We start from the raw sequence: 16,437 nt of genomic DNA, 5'->3' as shown, positions 1-16,437 counted from the left end.
ATGATGGAGCAAGGCACCCAAGAGGCCCGGGCACTGTCGGAAGCTCTGCGCGAAAGCGAGGAGCGGCTGCGGCTGGTGCAGGCCGCCGGCGGGGTGGGCAGTGTCGATCTCGACCTGCGCACCGGCATGGTGTGGCGGTCGGACGAATATATCGCGCTGCACGGCATGCCGCCCGACACACCCCGCCGGCAGCGTTATTCGGCCAGCTGGCTCGACCGCGTGCATCCCGACGACCGCGAACAGGTGCGGGCCTGGCTGGCCGCGGACGCCGCTGCCCCGTGCGAGTTCGAGCATGAATACCGGATCGTTCGCCGCGACACCGGCGAAACGCGCTGGCTGGTCAGCCGGGGGCGGGTGACCGGCGATCCCGAGGGGCGGCCGCTGCGCGTGCTGTCGATGCAGACCGACATCACCGAGCGCAAACGGGCGGAACTCGACATCGCGTTCCGCGCCGATCTGTCGGATGCGCTGCGCCGGATCGGCGATCCGGTCGAGGTGCTGCGCACCGCCGCCGCGCGTATCGGCCGGCATCTGCGCGCCGACTATGCCTGTTTCGGGGAAATCGATCCCACCGCGCAATGGGCCGAGGTGCACGCCGCATGGGCGCGCGAGGAGACGCCGGACATGCTCGGCCGCTTCCCGCTCAGCGATTTCAGCCCGGAAATGGTCGCGCGGCTGACCGCGGGACAGGCGATCATGCTGGACGATATCGGCGACCGCACCGATGTGTCGACGCAGGTGCGCCTGCTTGGCGTGCGCGCGATCCTCGATGTGCCGATCGTCCGCGATGGCCGGCTGGTCGCGGTGCTGGCAATCTATCAGCGCCAGCCGCGCGCCTGGCAGCAGGCCGATGTCGACCTTGCCCTGCTGGTCGCGGAGCGCGCGCGCGAGGCGGTGGAGCGCGCCCAGGCCGAACGCGCGCTCAGCACCAGCGAGGAACGGATGCGGCTGGCGATCGCCGGCACCGGCATCGGCACGTTCGACATGGACCTGGCGACCGGGGCGATCATCTGGTCGGATACCGCGTTCCAGCTGCTCGGGCTGCCGGTCGCCCCGGACGGACGGGCGACGCTCGAGGGCTGGCTGGCGCGGCTGCACCCCGATGACATGATCAGCACGCCGACCCGGCTGGCCGAGGCGGCGATGCATCCCGGCCCGTGGGAAATCACCCACCGCATCGTCCGCGCCGACACGGGCGAGATCCGCTGGATGCAGGCGCTGGGCGTGATCATCGGCCCGGCGGACGGGGCGCGCTCGATCGGCGTCGTCATCGACGTGACCGAGCGCAAGCGCTCCGAACTGCGCCAGGCGTTCCAGCTCGGCCTGGCCGAAAAGCTGCGCACCGCGACCTCGACACGTGCGGCGACCGAGGCGATCGCCGCGATGATCGCCGGCGAGCTGGGCGTGGACAGCGCGGGCTTTCTGGAGATCGACATCGCCAGCCGCACCGCCTGGGTGATTGCCGGTCATGGCCGGGTGGCGGCCCGGCTGGCCCATCAGCCCTGGAGCTTTGCCGGGGCCGACGGCCCGTTGCGCGGCGTCGCGCGCGGCGAGCTGATGACCGGGCGGACCTTCGTGGTCGCCGATCTCGCCACCGATCCGCGCACCGCTGCCATCGCCCAGGGGGCGGAAAAGCTGATGGAGGCACGGGCGATGATCGTGGTGCCGCTGATGCGCGGGGCCTCGTCTCGACGGTCGTCTATGTGCAGTCGGCCCAGCCCCGCGCCTGGACGGCGGAGGAAATCGCGCTGGTCGAAGACGCCGCCGCCCGCACCTGGGAGGCGCTCGAGCGGCTGCGCGCCGAGGATGCCGTGCGCCGGGCGAACAGCGCGCTTGCCGATCAGGTGGCGGCGGCGGTCGCCGAGCGCGAGGCCGCGCTGCAGCAGCTCCACCAGCGCCAGAAGCTGGAGACGATCGGCCAGCTGACCGGGGGCATTGCCCATGATTTCAACAATCTGCTGACCCCGATCACCGGCGCGCTCGACCTGTTGCAGCGGCGGCTTGGCGAGGATCCCCGGCTTGGCCGGCTGATCGCCGGGGCGCTGCAATCGGCCGACCGCGCCCGCACCCTGATCCAGCGGCTGCTGGGCTTTGCCCGGCGCCAGCCGCTCAACCCGGTGCCGCTGGCGATCGGCCCGCTGGTCGAGAATATGCGCGACCTGCTGGCAAGTTCGATCGGCCCGACGATCCGGCTGACGGTCGACATTCCCCCCGATCTGCCGATGGCCCGCGCCGATCCCAACCAGCTTGAGCTGGCGATCCTCAACCTGTGCGTGAACGCCCGCGACGCCATGCCGGATGGCGGGCAGATCGCGATTGCGGCATCGGCTGCAGAGACCGCCGAAGCACCGGCCGAGCTGGGACTGGCACGGGGCCGCTATGTCCGGCTGTCGGTCAGCGACACCGGGATCGGCATGGACGAGGAAACCCGGCGGCGGGCGGTCGAGCCGTTTTTTTCAACCAAGACCAAGGACAAGGGCACGGGCCTGGGCCTGTCGATGGTCCATGGCCTGGCCGCACAGCTGGGCGGCGCGCTCGCCATCGCCAGCCAGCCGGGCGGGGGGACGTCGATCACGCTGTGGCTGCCGCTTGCCGCCGGCACCCGGCGACCGGCGGCGGCAGCCCCGCATGCGCGGCTGCAACCGGGGCGGGCGCTCAATGTGCTGCTGGTCGATGACGAGCCGCTGGTCAGGGCGAGCACCGCCGAGATGCTGGACGAGCTGGGCCACGGCGTTGCCCAGGCAGGCCATGCGCGCGAGGCGCTCGCCCTGATCGAGGAACAGCCGTTCGATCTGCTGATCACCGACTATATGATGCCCGATATCAACGGGTTGCAGCTTGCCGCGACCGCAGGCGCCAGCCGCCCCGACATGCCGGTGCTGATCGTCACCGGCTATATGGGGCTGCACGACCGCGAAGACCGTCCGCCGGTGCTGATCAAGCCCTTTACCCGTGACGAGCTGGAACGGGCGGTCACCCGCGCGGTGGGGCTGCGCGCGCTGACCTGACGGCAACCACCATGCGCCTGCCGCCGCGTCGGGCGGGGCCGGTCAGCCGGCCGCGCGCGCCCGCGCCATGAAATGGCGGCGGCACAGCGCGACATAGCGGTCATTGCCGCCAATCTCGGTCTGCGCACCGTCGATCACCGGCCGCCCGGCCGCGTCGATGCGCATGTTCATCGTCGCCTTGCGCCCGCATTCGCACACCGCCTTCAGCTCGATCAGCTCATCGGCAATGGCGAGCAGATGCGCGCTGCCCTCGAACAGCTCGGCGCGGAAATCGGTGCGCAGCCCATAAGCAAGCACCGGCACCCCCAGCTCATCGGCCACGGCGGCGAGCGCGAACACCTGCGCGCGGGTGAGGAACTGCGCCTCGTCGACCAGCACACAGGCCAGCCGCGCCTCGCCATGCCGCGCGGCGATCGCCGCATAGAGATCGGTGTCCGGCCCGAACACATGCGCTGGCGATTCCAGCCCGATGCGCGAGGTGATGACCCCCGGCCGGTAACGGTCATCGACCGCGGCGGTGAACAGCATCGTGTCCATGCCGCGTTCGCGGTAGTTGAAGCTTGCCTGCAGGAGCGTCGTCGATTTGCCGGCGTTCATCGACGCATAATAGAAATAGAGCTTAGCCAAGCGCCGCCTCCAGCCGCGCCTGCGCCTGTGCCGGGCCGATCAGCGGCAGCAGCGCCGCCATGTCCGGGCCATGATCCTGGCCGGTCAGCGCGCGCCTGAGCGGCAGGAACAGCGCCCGGCCGGTCCGCCCCGTCTCCGCCTTGAGCGCGGCGGTCAGGCCCGCCCAGGGCGCGCCCGCCCAGTCGAGTGCGGGGATCAGCGCCAGGGCGCGGCGCAGATAATCGGCATCGGCGGGATCGGCCGGGCAGGCGACCGGCCCGGTGACCACCGCCCACCAGCTGTCGGCATCGGCAAGCGTGTCGAGATTGGGGCGCACCGCCGCCCAGCCGCGCGCGTCCATGCCCGGGGGCAGCCGGTCCGCCACCTGTTCGAACGGCATCAGATGCAGGCACTGGGCGTTCAGGCGGGCGAGTTCGGTTTCATCGAACCGCGCCGGCGCGCGACCAAAGCCCGCCAGATCGAACCGCGCGATCAGCGGCGCAAGCGTCGCGACCGGCTCGACCGGCAGGCTGGTGCCGATCCGCGCCAGCTTGGCGGCCAGCGCGACCGGTTCGATCCCGGCGGCGCGGAAATGATCGGCATCCGCCGATCCCAGCCGCTTGGACAGCTTGCCCTCGCCGCCCACCAGCAGCGCCTCATGCGCAAAGGCGGGCGGGGCCGCGCCCAGCGCCTCAAACATCTGCACCTGCACGGCGGTGTTCGACACATGGTCTTCGCCGCGCACGACATGGGTGATGCCCAGGTCGATATCGTCGATCACCGAGGGCAGCAGATAGAGCCAGCTGCCATCGGCGCGGCGAATGACCGGATCGCTGATCCGTGCCGGATCGAAACGCTGGGGCCCGCGAATGAGATCGTCCCAGACGATCGGCCGGTCATGATCGAGCCGGAAGCGCCAGTGCGGCCGCACCCCTTGCGCCTCCAGCCCGGCGCGCGCCGCAGCATCAAGCGCGAGCGCCGCCCGGTCATAGACCGGCGGCAGCCCGCGGCCGAGCTGGATCTTGCGCTTTAGCTCAAGCTCCTCGGGCGTCTCGTAACAGGGATAGACGCGCCCCTGTTCGACCAGCGCGGCAAAGCGCGCCTCATAGAGCGCGGTGCGCGCCGACTGGCGCACCTCGCCTTCGCGGTCGAGGCCCAGCCAGTCCAGATCCTGCCGGATCGCGTCGACAAAGGCCTCGGTCGAGCGCGCGGCATCGGTATCATCGATGCGCAGCCAGAACCGCCCGCCATGGCGCCGTGCATAAAGCCAGTTGTGCAGCGCGGTGCGCAGATTGCCGACATGCAGCCGCCCGGTCGGCGACGGCGCGAAACGCGTGACGGTCATCGTTCGCTCCGGAAGCCATGGGTGATCGGATAGCGCCGGTCGCGGCCGAAATTGCGCGTGCCGAGCTTGACCCCCGGCGGGGCCTGGCGGCGCTTGTATTCGGCGACATGGAGCAGCCGTTCGATCCGCGCGACCATCGCCGGATCAAAGCCACGCGCCGCGACCTCGGCGACCGACAGCTCTTCTTCCACCAGAGCGTGCAGCACCTGATCGAGCACGTCATATTCGGGCAGGCTGTCGGCATCCTTCTGGTTGTCGCGCAGCTCGGCCGAGGGCGGCTTGGTGATCACCCGTTCGGGCATCACCGGCCCCGCCGGCCCGAGCGCAAGCGCCGGGCGGTTGGCGTTGCGCCAGCGCGACAGCGCGAACACCGTCGTCTTGTAAGCGTCCTTCAGCACCGAATAGCCGCCGGCCATGTCGCCATAGATGGTCGCATAGCCGACCGACATCTCGCTCTTGTTGCCGGTGGTCAGCAGCATATGGCCATGCTTGTTGCTGAGCGCCATCAGCGTGACGCCGCGCACCCGCGACTGGAGATTTTCCTCGGTCAGATCCGGCCCGCGCCCGGCGAACAGCGGGGCCAGCATCTCCTCGAACGCGGTGACGGCGGGCATGATGCCGACCGTGTCGAGCCGGACGCCCAGCAGCCGCGCGCATTCGGCGGCATCCTCGAGCGATTCGGCGCTGGTGAAGCGCGACGGCAGCATCACGCACCACACCCGCTCCGCCCCCAGCGCATCGACCGCGACCGCCGCCGACAGGGCGCTGTCGATCCCGCCCGACAGGCCAAGCACGACGCCGGGAAAGCGGTTGGCGTTCACATAGTCGCGCAGCGCCACGACCATCGCCTGATAGACATCGGCGGGATAGGGATCGAGCGGCGCGCGCTCACCCGGCGTGCAGCGCCAGCCCGCCTCGCCGCGCGTCCAGCGGGTGACGACCAGCGCCTCGGCAAAGGCCGGCAGCTGATGGGCGAGCGTGCCGTCGCCGTTCATCACGAACGACGCGCCGTCGAACACCAGCTCGTCCTGCCCGCCGATGCGGTTGACGAACATGAGCGGCAGCCCGGTTTCGCCCACGCGCCGTGCCGCCACCTCGCGCACCCGGCGGTCGTCCTTGCCGATTTCATAGGGGCTGCCATGGGGCGACAGGATGATGTCGGCCCCCGCCGCCGCCAGATGCGCGCAGACGCCGGGAAACCAGATATCCTCGCAGATGGCGACGCCCAGCTTCAGCCCGCGAAACGCGATCGGCGTCGGCAGCGGGCCGGGGGAGAACCAGCGTTTTTCATCGAAAGTGCCGTAGTTGGGCAGTTCATGCTTGGCGGTCACCGCCGCCACCCGCCCCTGATCGAGCAGGGCGATGACGTTGAACAGCTGGCCATGCTCCATCCGCACCGATCCGACGAGCATCGCCGGCCCCGGCGTCGCGGTCAGCGCGGCCAGCCGCTGCAGCTCCGCCTCGGCGCGGGCGATGAGCGCCGGCTTCATCACCAGATCCTCGGGCGGATAGCCGATCAGCTGGAGTTCGGGGAAAATGATCAGGTCGGCATCGCCGGCCCGCGCGCGGGCGGCGCGCATCGCTTCGGCATTGGCGGCAAGATCACCCACCTGCTGGCCGGTCTGGCAGATCGCGATGGCAAGGCTGTCGGTCATGCCCCGCGTCTAGGCCGGGCAGCCGCGCGCCGCAACGCAAGGCTGTGGGCACGGCTTGGGGCACGGCTTTGGCAGGCATCGGCCGCGCTGCGGGGCTTTGCGTTCCGGGCCGGGCGGCTCTAAGGGCTCGGCGACAGGTTCATGACAGTGGTTGGGGCGAAGGCGATGAAACTTCTTTCGGGCAATGCGAACCATCCGCTGGCCCAGGCGATCGCGCAATATCTGGAAATGCCGCTGACCGAGGCGAGCGTGCGCCGCTTTGCCGACGAGGAAGTGTTCGTCGAAATCCACGAAAATGTCCGCGGCGAGGATGTGTTCGTGATCCAGCCGACCGGCTTTCCGGCCAATGACAATCTGATGGAGCTGCTGATCTGCATCGACGCGCTGAAGCGCGCCTCGGCCAAGCGGATCACGGCGGTCGTCCCCTATTTCGGCTATGCCCGGCAGGACCGGAAGCCCGGGCCGCGCACGCCGATTTCGGCCAAGCTGGTGGCCAATCTGATCACCGTCGCCGGCGCCAGCCGGGTGCTGTCGGTCGATCTCCATGCCGGGCAGATCCAGGGCTTTTTCGACATCCCGACCGACAATCTCTATGCCGCCCCGGTGATGTCGGCGGACATTCTGGCGCGCTGGCCGGCGGAAAATCTGATGGTCGTGTCGCCCGACGTCGGCGGCGTGGTGCGCGCCCGTGCGCTGGCCAAGCGGCTGAACAATGCGCCGCTCGCCATCGTCGACAAGCGCCGCGAGCGTCCCGGCGAGTCCGAGGTGATGAACATCATCGGTGACGTGACCGGCCGGTTCTGCATCCTGGTCGACGACATTGTCGATTCGGCGGGCACGCTGTGCAACGCCGCCGCCGCGCTGCGTGAAGCCGGCGCGCAGGACGTGGTCGCCTATGTCAGCCACGGCGTGCTGTCGGGCGGCGCGGTGGCGCGCGTCGACGCCTCGGCGCTGACCGAGCTGGTGATCACCGATTCGATCGCCCCGCCCGAAGCCGTGCAGCAGGCAAAGCGCATCCGCACCCTCACCATCGCGCCGCTGCTCGCCGAGGCGATCAAGCGCATCGCCGATGAAAGCTCGGTCTCGTCGCTGTTCGACTGAACGGGGTGTTGGTTGCGCGGCTGATTTGTTGCGCGCCTTCCGGCGCGGGGCGGCGTGTTCGTGCTGCGCCTCACGGCGGAGGGGCGGCACCGGCCCACTCCCCACCCGGCCTCCCAACGGCAGTATCATATGGGTGGCCGGGTGGGGGAGCGGGCCGGTGCCGTTCTTCCCAGCTAACAACACCCGGTGCCGTTCTTCCCAAACAAACAACACCCGGCGCCGCTCTTCCCGTCACCCGGCTCCCGCGATCGCACGCCAGCTGGCGGCGATCTCGCCGATCGCCCCGGCGGTCGCGCGCAGCAGCGCGGCGTCATTGTCGACGCTTGCCTGCATGATCTCCGCCCGCGCGCCGCGATAGAAGCGCGACAGCGTCTGCGCGACCTCGCCGCCGCGGGTGAAATCCAGCCCGGCCTCGAGCGCGAACAGCAGCGCCAGCGCCTTGGTGATGCGCGCGCTCTTGGCGGCATAGTCGCGCATCGCGATCGCCCGTTCGGCGAGCCTCAGGCACATCAGCGCCTCGTCATAGAGCAGGCCGACCAGCTGATGGCGATCCGCCCCGCCGACGCGGCTGGCGAGATCGACCTGGCGATAGGTTTCGATCGGATCGCGCGCGAGGCGCGAGGCATAGCTCATCGATCAGCCGTCCAGCTCTTGATCTGCTGGTCAAGGAAGCTCTGCGTCGCACGGTAGGCGGACACGCGCGCATCCATGCCGGCAAACTGCCGCGTCAGCCGCGTGCGCAGCTGATCGGCCTCGCGCGTCAGCTCGCTCTGTTCCTCGGACAGCTGGCGCGAGAGGCGCTGAAATCCGGCCTCGCTGGCGGCAATGCCGCCGCCACGCCGCGTCAGGTCCGACGAGATCTGGCGCAGTTCACGCCCCAGCCCGACGGTCAGCATGCGCTCCACCGCCGCCGGAGTGTCCGCGAGCACGCGCTGCAGCCGCGCCGGATCGAGCGTCAGCGTGCCGTCGCGGCCGGTGGCGACGCCGAGTTCACCCAGCGTCAGCGGTTCGCCGGGCGCGGCGGCCGGGTTGATCGGCCGGTTGGTCAGCCCGCCCAGCTGCGCCATGAAGGCGCGCCCCCCGGCATCGCCCGACAGCACGCCGGCGACCGGATCGGTATCCGCACGGGCGATGTTGATCAGCTCGTTATAGGTGGCGACGATGTCGGCGACCGCCTGGGCAAGGCCTGCGGTCTGCGGTGCCGTCGTCACCGCGACCGCCCGGCCGGGATCGGCGCGGACGAGATCGAGGCGGATGCCCGGCACCAGATCGGTGATGCTGTTGCCCGGGCGGCGAACGGCGACGCCGTCGACCGCGACCACGCTGTCCGCCGCCTTGCGCGTCACCGCCATCGCGGCAGCGCCCGGGGCAAAGGCAAAGGCGCCCAGCCCCGGCGCAGCCGGATCCTCGGCGGCCGTGATCGTGAACCCCTGTTCGACCCCGGTTGGTCCCTTGATCGACAGGCGCGCGCCATCAGCATCGCTGATCACGCTGGCGGTCAGCCCGGCGCGCGCGGCGTTGATCGCGCTCGCCAGCCCCTGCAAACTGTCATTGCCCTCGCCGATCGTCACCGTGACCGGCGTGCTGCCGGGCCGGGGGGCAAGGCCGTTCGGCACATCGCCCGCCCAGTCGACCGTGCCCAGGCTGATCGTCAGCTGCCCGCGCCCGACCGGAGCCGCGCGGCCGGGCAGCAGCGGCGATGTCACCACCTGCGCGGCGGCCAGCTGGCGCACCTCGACCTCGGCCGACAGGCCGGCGACATTGGCACCCGGCAGGCGGCCGACGCCGAGCACGGCGGGATCGGCGCTGGCCGGCTGGGTCGACAGGCTGCCGCTGTCGACAAGGCTGGTGAGCGCGGTTGAAAAGCCCGACAGGCCGCTGCGCAGCCGGCTGAGCGCGGAGATCTGCGCGGTCAGCTTTTCCTGGCGCGTGCCGATTTCGCGCGTGCGGTTGGCAAACTGGGCATCGACCAGCTGGCCGACCAGCGCCTTGGTGTCGATGCCGGCCCCTTGGCCAAGTGCCTGGGTGATGGAGGTCATGGGTCGCGATCCTTTGCCTTCAAGATCGGCCGTGCGCGGCAAAGCTTAAGCGGGTGGGCGCGTTATCCGCGCCGCTGGGGCACGCCATGTTCGTCGAACAGCGCGGTGTCGGGCACCAGCACCGCCGGCTGGCCGCCGCCCGCGCGCAGATTGACGCCGAACACAAAGGCAAGAACGGTCGCGACCGCGACATACAGATCGTCGCGGATCTGCTGCCCCTCGCGGCTGGTGAAATAGACGGCGCGGGCAAGCGCGGGATATTCGAGCACCGGCTTGTCCAGCTCGCGCGCCAGTTCGCGGATGGCGAGCGCCTTCGCCCCCGGCCCTTGGCGACGACCACCGGCACCTCGTCCTCCCCGCGTTCGTAACGCAGCGCGACCGAGAAATGGGTCGGGTTGGTGAGCACGACATGCGCGCCCGCCACCGCGCCGCGCATCCCGCCCTTCAGGATCTCGCGCTGGCGCTGGCGCAGCGCGGCCTTGAGCTCGGGCGCGCCCTCGCTTTCCTTGTGCTCGTCCTTCACCTCCTGCCGGGTCATGCGCAGCCGGCTGCGCAGCCGGATCGCCTGGATCGGCACGTCGATCGCGGCGATCACCGCCAGCCCCCGGCCATCGCCAGCAACAGGGTGACGAAACTGCCGCCAAGCGCCGCGACCGCCGGGCCGACCGCCGCCGCCGGCAGGCCGAGCGCCAGCCCCTTCATGCCGATGAGCATCCATGCGCCGATCCCGCCCAGCAGCGCGACCTTCATCAGCCCCTTGCCCAGTTCGATCAGACCCTGGGTGCCGAACATCCGCTTGAGGCCCGCCGCCGGATCGATGCGCGACGCCTTGAACCCCATCAGCGCGGGGTTGAAGCGCGCGCCGCCCAGCCCCGCCTGCGCGAGGATCGCCGTCACCATGGTGAGCGCGAACAGCCCGGCGAGCGACGGGGCAAGGATCATCAGCGCCGCGCGCAGCGGCCGCCACGGCGCGAAATCCACGATATCGCCCCGGCCAAAGGCCAGCGAGTCGCGCAGCACCAGCTTCAGCGCCTCGATGAGCGCCGGCCCCGCCAGCGCCAGCCAGGCGACACCGCCCAGCACCACCGCCGCCGTCGCCAGCTCGCGGCTGCGCAGCACCTCGCCCTTGTCGGCGGCGTCGCGCTGTCTTTTGGGGGTTGGGGCTTCGGTCTTTTCGCCCGCCGTCTCCGCGCTCATCGGCCGAGCACCAATGAACTCGCCGCCGCCAGCCCTCGCGGACGATCAGGCCCATCTGCTCGCCCATCGCGGGAAAGGCGATGGCGAGCGCGACCAGCCCGGTCGCCAGGCTCGCCGGCAGGCCGACCGCGAACAGGTTGAGCGCCGGGGCCGAGCGGGACAGCATGCCGACGATGATGTTGAGGCAAAGCAGCGTGAAGCCGACGGGCAGCGCCAGCAGCAGCCCGGCGGCAAAGGCATGGCCGCCGAACAGCGCGATGTCGCGCAGCTGGGCGGGCTTCAGCCACGCATCGCCGGGCGGCAGCACGCCATAGCTGCGCACGACCAGATCGACGAGCAGCAGATGCCCGTCGAGCGCGAGGAACAGGAGCGTCATCACGATGGTCAGGAACTGGCCGAGCGCGGGGCTTGAGGTGCCGGCCTGCGGATCGACCGAGGTCGCAAAGCTGAGGCCCATCGCCCCGCCCAGCGCTTCGCTGGCGACCAGCGGCCCGGCAAAGGCGATCTGGAGCACGAAGCCGAGCGCCAGCCCGACCAGCGCCTCCTGCGCGACCTGAAGCATGGTCAGCGCCGAAAACACCGCCGCAGGTGCCGCAACCGGCGCATGGCCGGTCACCAGCACGGCGATCGCGCCGGCAAGGATGATCCGCACCGGCAGCGGCACCGCGACCGCGCCGAACACCGGCGCGGCGACAAAGGCCGCGCCCACGCGCACCATCACGAACAGCAGCGAAAACAGCGCCGGTTCGACCATCGGCAGGCCGAGGCCCAGCATGTCAGCGCACCAGCTCGGGAATGCGTTCGAAGATCGACACGGTGAAATCGCCGATCAGGCCGAGGATCAGCCCGCCGAAGATCGCGATCGACAGGCCGACGACCACCAGCTTGGGCACGAACGACAATGTCGCCTCGTTGATCGAGGTCGCCGCCTGCACCATGCCGAGCAGCAGCCCGGCGAGCAGCGCGGGGACGAGGATCGGCGCGGCGGCCAGCGCCAGCACCCACATCGCCTCGCGCCCGACCGCGATGAAATAGGACGCGTCCATCAGCCGCCCCCGCTTATCCGACGAAACTGTTGGCAAGCGACCCCATGGTCAGCGCCCAGCCATCGACGAGCACGAACAGCAGCAGCTTGAACGGCAGCGAGATGATCGTCGGCGACAGCATCATCATGCCAAGCGCCATCAGCACGCTGGCGACCACCAGATCGATGATCAGAAACGGCAGGAAAATCAGAAAACCGATCTGGAAGGCGGTCTTCAGCTCCGACGTCACGAACGCCGGCAGCGCGATCGAGAAGGGAATGTCGGTGGGCCGCGCGAACGGACCCTTTTTGGCAAGGGTCGAGAACATCTGCAGGTCCTTGACCCGCGTCTGCTTGATCATGAAGCCGTGCATGACATCGCCCGACCGGCGGATCAGCTCGGATGCCTGGATGCGCCCGGCGGCATAGGGTTCGACCGCCTCGGCATTCACCCGCGACAGCACCGGCGACATGACGAACAGGGTGAGGAACAGCGACAGGCCGATCAGCACCTGATTGGGCGGCGTCTGCTGAAGGCCGAGCGCCTGGCGCAGGATCGACAGCACGATGATGATGCGGGTGAAGCTGGTCATCATCAGCAGCAGCGACGGCAGCACCGTCAGCAGCGACATGATGATCAGGATCTGAAGCGACAGCGACAGCGGCGCTTCGCCGCCCGTGTCCGCCCGGCCCCGGCTGCTGCCGATATCGGCGAGCGCGCGGTCAAGCGCCTCGGGCGCGCCGGGGCGCGCCGAGGCCGCAACGGGCGCGGGAGCCGCAGGCGCAGATGCAGCAGATGGAGCCACCGGCTGGGCGACCGCCGGGGCCGCGACGGTCAGCGCCGGTGCGCCAAGCAGCAGCAGGGCGGCAAACAGCGCCGCCGGACGCCGACGCGCGCCCTCAGCCATGATCGCCCCCCAGCGCCGGCGCGCGACCGGCCCCCTCTGGGCCAGCCACCTTGTTCACCAGGGTGACGCCGCCGCGCCCGACCGACACCAGCAGCCTTTCCCCCTCGAAATCGATGACCGCAAGCCTCAGCCCCGGTGCGATCATCATCGTTTCCCTGACCATGATCATCCGCGTGCCCGGCAGGCCCGGCAGCCGCGTTTCCAGCTTGCGCCAGGCCCACAGGCACAGCACCAGCAGGCCGCAGACCAGAGGCAGCAGCAGCGCCAGCTTGAGCAGATAGGTGCCGATCACAGGGCGGCACCCCCTGCCAGCCCGGCGGCCGCCGGATCGGCAAGTTCGGCGATGCGGATGCCGAACCGGTCGCCGACCGTCACCACCTCGCCCCGGCCGATCAGCGTGCCGTTGACGCGGATGTCGAGCAGCTCATTGGCATGGCGATCAAGCTCGACCACGCTCGCCTCGCCGAGCGCGAGCAGCTCGCGCAGCTTGAGCCTGGCCCCGCCCACCTCGACCGACAGGCGCACATCCACATCCTGCAACAGCCGCAGATTGGCGGCCACGGCACCATCGACCGGCAGGCCCGCACGGTTCATATCGTTCATGGCTGATCCTCATGGGCAAGGTGTTGATCGGCAGGGTCTTGGCAATCGGGGTTTTGCAGGCGGCTGAGGCGGACGGCGGCACGGCCATTGGCCGCGCCCACCGCGCCGCGCGCGAACAGGCTGTCGGCGACCAGCACCGGAATGTCCGGCCCGAAGCTGATCGGGATCACGTCGCCGGGCCTCAGCGTCAGCAGCCGGGACAGCGGCACCACCGGCTCGGCCAGCACGGTGCGCACCGGCAGCGGCACATCCATCACCACGCGCGCCAGCCGGCCCAGCCAGGCCGGATCGGCGGCGGGGCGCGCGCGGCCGCCGCGCGACGACAACAGGCCGGCAACCGGCTTCAGCGCGGCGACCGGATAGATCAGGTCGAGCGCGACCGGCCGGGCCGCGCCGATGGTGAGCACGAAACGGGCAACAAGCACGCGTTCGTCCGGCTCGATCGCGGCGAGAATGGCGGGATTGGCCTCTGGCCGCCCGGCGGTAAAATCGATCGCGGCGATGTCCGCCCAGGCGGTGCGCAGCTGGCCGGCAATATCGCCCGCCAGCCGCGCGGCCATCGCCTCGGCCGCCGGGCTGAACTCTGCCGGGGGCGTGGCGGGCACCGCGCCGGGGCCGCCGAAATACAGATCAACGAGCTGGCTGACAAAGCCGCCCTCCAGCATCAGCACCAGGTCGCCGTCGAGCGGCGGCATCGCAATCGGCACCGCACAGGCCAGCCCGCCGCCGCGCGCGTCGCGATAGGCGTCGAACCGCGCATTCGCGACCGGTTCGGCCTCGATCCGCACGGTGCGGCGCAGCATCGGCTCGAACAGGCCGCGCAGGCCGCGCGCCAGCCGCTGATTGACCCGCGCCAGCGCCGCCAGATCGCCCGGCGGACGCTGCCCGGCCCCGGCCAGCGTTTCGGCATGCGCGGCCCGGGCGCGGGCTTTTTCGGCAAAGGCGGGGTTTTCAACCATCTAGATGGTTACTGAACGATAAAATTAGTAAAATAGACGTTACCAACGCCGCCAAAGCCTTCCTTTTCCTTAAGCGTGGCGTTGATCGCGCGGGCAAGGCGCTGCTGCAGATCCTTCTTGCCGGCGGCGGTGAACACCTGTTCCCCGTCGGTCTCGCCCAGCGTCAGCAGCACGGCCGAGCGCACGGCCATTTCATGGGTCTTCAGATTGTCGATCACCCGCTGGTCGTAATTGGTCGCGACCGCCAGGCCGACCTGGATCAGATGGGCGCTGTCTTTCAGGTTGGAGGTGAACTCGCGCTCCATCTGGAAATAGGTCGATTCATATTTGGGCGCGCCGGGGGCCGGGGCCGTCTCGGCCGGGGTCTCGGCATCGGCGCGCATGCCCTTGGGCACCAGCTGCGGCCCGGCGGGCGCGGCGACATCGCCCGGCTTGCCGCCGACCAGCCCCGAGGTCATCAGAAACACGGTCGCCCCCGCGCCCGTGCCGGCAAGCAGGATCACACCGCCGATCAGCAGCAGCGGCGAACGGCGTTTGGGGGCGGGCGGCGGGGCGGCACTGGCCATGGCGGTTCAGATCCCTTTTTGTCTGCAGAGATGTTCTGGGGAGCGTGGAAATCAGGCGATGCGCTCGGCACGCGCGGCTGCCGGTGCGTGCGCCAGTGCCGATGCGGATTGCCGGTCGGCATCGCCGCGCCGCACGGGCGGCGGTTCCTGCGCGGGCTGGCGCTGGCCTGACTGGCCGGACTGGCCGCCCGACAGCGCGGCATCTATGCTCGCCTGAGCAAGCCTCAGCCCGCGCGCCTCGGCCAGTTCGTGGAGCCGGGGCTGCGCCTCGGCCAGCAGCGCGCGCGCCTGCGGATTGTCCGCCGCCAGTTCGACATGCACGCCGTCGCCGCGCTCGACGATGCGGATATCGACCGCGCCCAGCGCATCGGGCAGCAGCCGGATCCGCGCCGCGCGGGCGCCGCCCTCGGCCTGGGTTTCGGCAATCTGGGCGATCATCGACTGCATCCAGTCATTCCGCGCGGTGTCGACCGGCGGTTCGGGCGGGCGGGCCGGGGACGGGCCTTGCGCGGGCGCAGACGGCGGCAGCGATGGCTGGAGCGGCGCGGCGGATGGCGGCGGTGACGCGGCTGCATCGGCAACCGCCACCACCGCGCCATCGCCCGTCGCGCCCGGCCTGGCGGGATCGGGCAGGACAGCGAGCGGCGCGGCGGCGGCTTGCCCGGCGGCGCGCAGCGCGCGGCCCGACAGCAGCGCGCCGCCCATGCGCTCGGCAGCGGCCGAACCAGGGCGCGCATCCGCCGCCGGGGCGGCAGCCATAGCGGGAGCGGCAGGCGTCACCGCGCCGATCCCGCCCGGCCCCGGAGCCGGCGGCTGAGCGGCGATGACCGGCGCAGCGGCAGCCGGTGCCGACGGGCCGGCCGATACCGGGCCGGGGACGCCAGCATCGCCAGCCAAGGCCAGCGGCGACGGCAAGGCGGCGACAGACGGGGGCGGCAGGGGCGGCACCGGTGGCTGCACGGACGGCAGCTTGATGCCGGGCATCTGCAGCATCAGCGGCAGGGCCAGCGGGTCGAGCGTCATCACCCGTCCGCGCAGGCGCGCCGCCGGGCCGCCCGCCTCTCCCCCTTCGCCGCCCATTTCGCCATCTGCGCCCGGCAACGGGGGAAAAGGCGGCACGAAGGCCGGCAGCACCGGCAGATCACCCAGCGCACAGCCCGGCCCAGCGGCAGTATCCTGCCGCCCACCCAGCCCAGCGGCAGGATCCTGCCGCCCGCCCGGCAAATCCTGGCCGGCCGGTGCCGGCAGCGATGCCAGTTCGATGCCGCCGATCAGCTCCGCAAAGCCCTGCGCGCCGCCTGCCTCCCCAGCCGTCGCCGACGGGGTCGGATTGGGCGGCAGGGCGGGTGCGGACGGCAATGCCGGCGGACCAAGGGAAATGCTGTTCATCGGCGCGTCTGTCCCGGTGGCTCGTGTCAGCCGTTTT

15 protein-coding genes and 2 pseudogenes are annotated in these 16,437 nt (G+C 70.6%); 3 read left to right on the top strand and 14 right to left on the bottom strand.

Annotated elements, in window-relative coordinates; all coding sequences use genetic code 11:
• Both GVO57_RS04220 and GVO57_RS14820 read left to right on the top strand, forming a co-directional pair.
• Entirely contained in the window at nucleotides 1-1,926 is a 1,926-nt protein-coding gene (locus tag GVO57_RS04220) for a PAS domain-containing protein (protein ID WP_233281468.1), read from the top strand.
• The gene (locus GVO57_RS14820) at nucleotides 1,812-3,008 is read left to right on the top strand and encodes an ATP-binding protein (RefSeq protein WP_327785555.1); all 1,197 of its coding nucleotides are present in this window, start codon (nucleotides 1,812-1,814) and stop codon (nucleotides 3,006-3,008) included. Before GVO57_RS04220 ends, GVO57_RS14820 begins: the two co-directional genes overlap by 115 nt.
• A gap of 42 nt (nucleotides 3,009-3,050) precedes the next feature.
• Here the strand turns inward: GVO57_RS14820 and GVO57_RS04210 are convergent, their stop codons facing one another.
• Genes GVO57_RS04210 through GVO57_RS04200 form a run of 3 tightly spaced genes read right to left on the bottom strand, consistent with a single transcriptional unit; the run spans nucleotide 3,051 to nucleotide 6,614 of the window.
• Nucleotides 3,051-3,635 (bottom strand): thymidine kinase, encoded by a 585-nt coding sequence (locus GVO57_RS04210; RefSeq protein WP_160592112.1) that lies wholly within the window; start codon nucleotides 3,633-3,635, stop codon nucleotides 3,051-3,053.
• Nucleotides 3,628-4,959 carry a glutamate--tRNA ligase gene (gene gltX / locus GVO57_RS04205; RefSeq protein ID WP_160592111.1) on the bottom strand — a complete coding sequence of 444 codons (1,332 nt, stop codon included), beginning with the start codon at nucleotides 4,957-4,959 and terminating at the stop codon, nucleotides 3,628-3,630. The genes GVO57_RS04210 and gltX overlap by 8 nt, the downstream gene beginning before the upstream one ends.
• A complete protein-coding gene (locus GVO57_RS04200; protein WP_160592110.1) occupies nucleotides 4,956-6,614 on the bottom strand; it encodes an NAD+ synthase in 1,659 nt (552 codons plus the stop codon). Before GVO57_RS04200 ends, gltX begins: the two co-directional genes overlap by 4 nt.
• Nucleotides 6,615-6,779: 165 nt before the next feature.
• Between GVO57_RS04200 and GVO57_RS04195 the strand changes: the two genes are divergently transcribed.
• Nucleotides 6,780-7,715, top strand: a complete 936-nt coding sequence (locus GVO57_RS04195) for a ribose-phosphate pyrophosphokinase (protein ID WP_160592109.1) — start codon at nucleotides 6,780-6,782, stop codon at nucleotides 7,713-7,715.
• Between the two features lie 231 nt (nucleotides 7,716-7,946).
• Here GVO57_RS04195 and fliS read toward each other — a convergent pair whose 3' ends face one another.
• From fliS to GVO57_RS04140, 11 genes and pseudogenes are all read right to left on the bottom strand, one after another.
• The gene (fliS, locus tag GVO57_RS04190; RefSeq protein ID WP_160592108.1) at nucleotides 7,947-8,348 is read right to left on the bottom strand and encodes a flagellar export chaperone FliS; all 402 of its coding nucleotides are present in this window, start codon (nucleotides 8,346-8,348) and stop codon (nucleotides 7,947-7,949) included.
• A complete protein-coding gene (fliD, locus tag GVO57_RS04185; protein ID WP_160592107.1) occupies nucleotides 8,345-9,754 on the bottom strand; it encodes a flagellar filament capping protein FliD in 1,410 nt (469 codons plus the stop codon). The genes fliS and fliD overlap by 4 nt, the downstream gene beginning before the upstream one ends.
• Before the next feature lie 62 nt (nucleotides 9,755-9,816).
• Nucleotides 9,817-10,951 (bottom strand): annotated as a pseudogene (locus GVO57_RS15570) (EscU/YscU/HrcU family type III secretion system export apparatus switch protein).
• Nucleotides 10,952-11,042: 91 nt separating this feature from the next.
• Nucleotides 11,043-11,669 (bottom strand): annotated as a pseudogene (fliR, locus tag GVO57_RS04175) (flagellar biosynthetic protein FliR); the annotation flags it as partial.
• Nucleotides 11,670-11,727: 58 nt separating this feature from the next.
• Nucleotides 11,728-11,997, bottom strand: coding sequence for a flagellar biosynthesis protein FliQ (gene fliQ / locus GVO57_RS04170; RefSeq protein WP_160592106.1), 270 nt, complete (start codon nucleotides 11,995-11,997; stop codon nucleotides 11,728-11,730).
• Nucleotides 11,998-12,010: 13 nt separating this feature from the next.
• The gene (gene fliP / locus GVO57_RS04165) at nucleotides 12,011-12,883 is read right to left on the bottom strand and encodes a flagellar type III secretion system pore protein FliP (RefSeq protein ID WP_160592105.1); all 873 of its coding nucleotides are present in this window, start codon (nucleotides 12,881-12,883) and stop codon (nucleotides 12,011-12,013) included.
• On the bottom strand, nucleotides 12,876-13,175 hold the full coding sequence (locus GVO57_RS04160) for a flagellar biosynthetic protein FliO (RefSeq protein ID WP_160592104.1): 300 nt from the start codon (nucleotides 13,173-13,175) through the stop codon (nucleotides 12,876-12,878). The genes fliP and GVO57_RS04160 overlap by 8 nt, the downstream gene beginning before the upstream one ends.
• Nucleotides 13,172-13,486, bottom strand: a complete 315-nt coding sequence (gene fliN, locus GVO57_RS04155; protein ID WP_160592103.1) for a flagellar motor switch protein FliN — start codon at nucleotides 13,484-13,486, stop codon at nucleotides 13,172-13,174. The genes GVO57_RS04160 and fliN overlap by 4 nt, the downstream gene beginning before the upstream one ends.
• Nucleotides 13,483-14,445: a flagellar motor switch protein FliM gene (locus GVO57_RS04150; protein WP_160592102.1), complete on the bottom strand. Its 963-nt coding sequence runs from the start codon at nucleotides 14,443-14,445 to the stop codon at nucleotides 13,483-13,485. The genes fliN and GVO57_RS04150 overlap by 4 nt, the downstream gene beginning before the upstream one ends.
• Nucleotides 14,446-14,453: 8 nt before the next feature.
• Complete coding sequence (locus GVO57_RS04145) at nucleotides 14,454-15,011, bottom strand: flagellar basal body-associated FliL family protein (RefSeq protein ID WP_160592101.1); 558 nt, start codon at nucleotides 15,009-15,011, stop codon at nucleotides 14,454-14,456.
• Between the two features lie 51 nt (nucleotides 15,012-15,062).
• Nucleotides 15,063-16,400 carry a flagellar hook-length control protein FliK gene (locus tag GVO57_RS04140; protein WP_160592100.1) on the bottom strand — a complete coding sequence of 446 codons (1,338 nt, stop codon included), beginning with the start codon at nucleotides 16,398-16,400 and terminating at the stop codon, nucleotides 15,063-15,065.
• Nucleotides 16,401-16,437: the final 37 nt, after the last annotated feature.

The organism is Sphingomonas changnyeongensis, assembly GCF_009913435.1.
Classification (GTDB): Bacteria; Pseudomonadota; Alphaproteobacteria; order Sphingomonadales; family Sphingomonadaceae; genus Sphingomonas_B; species Sphingomonas_B changnyeongensis.
The sequence above is the reverse complement of the archived record's forward strand: the minus strand, read 5'-3'. Positions and strand labels throughout refer to the sequence as shown.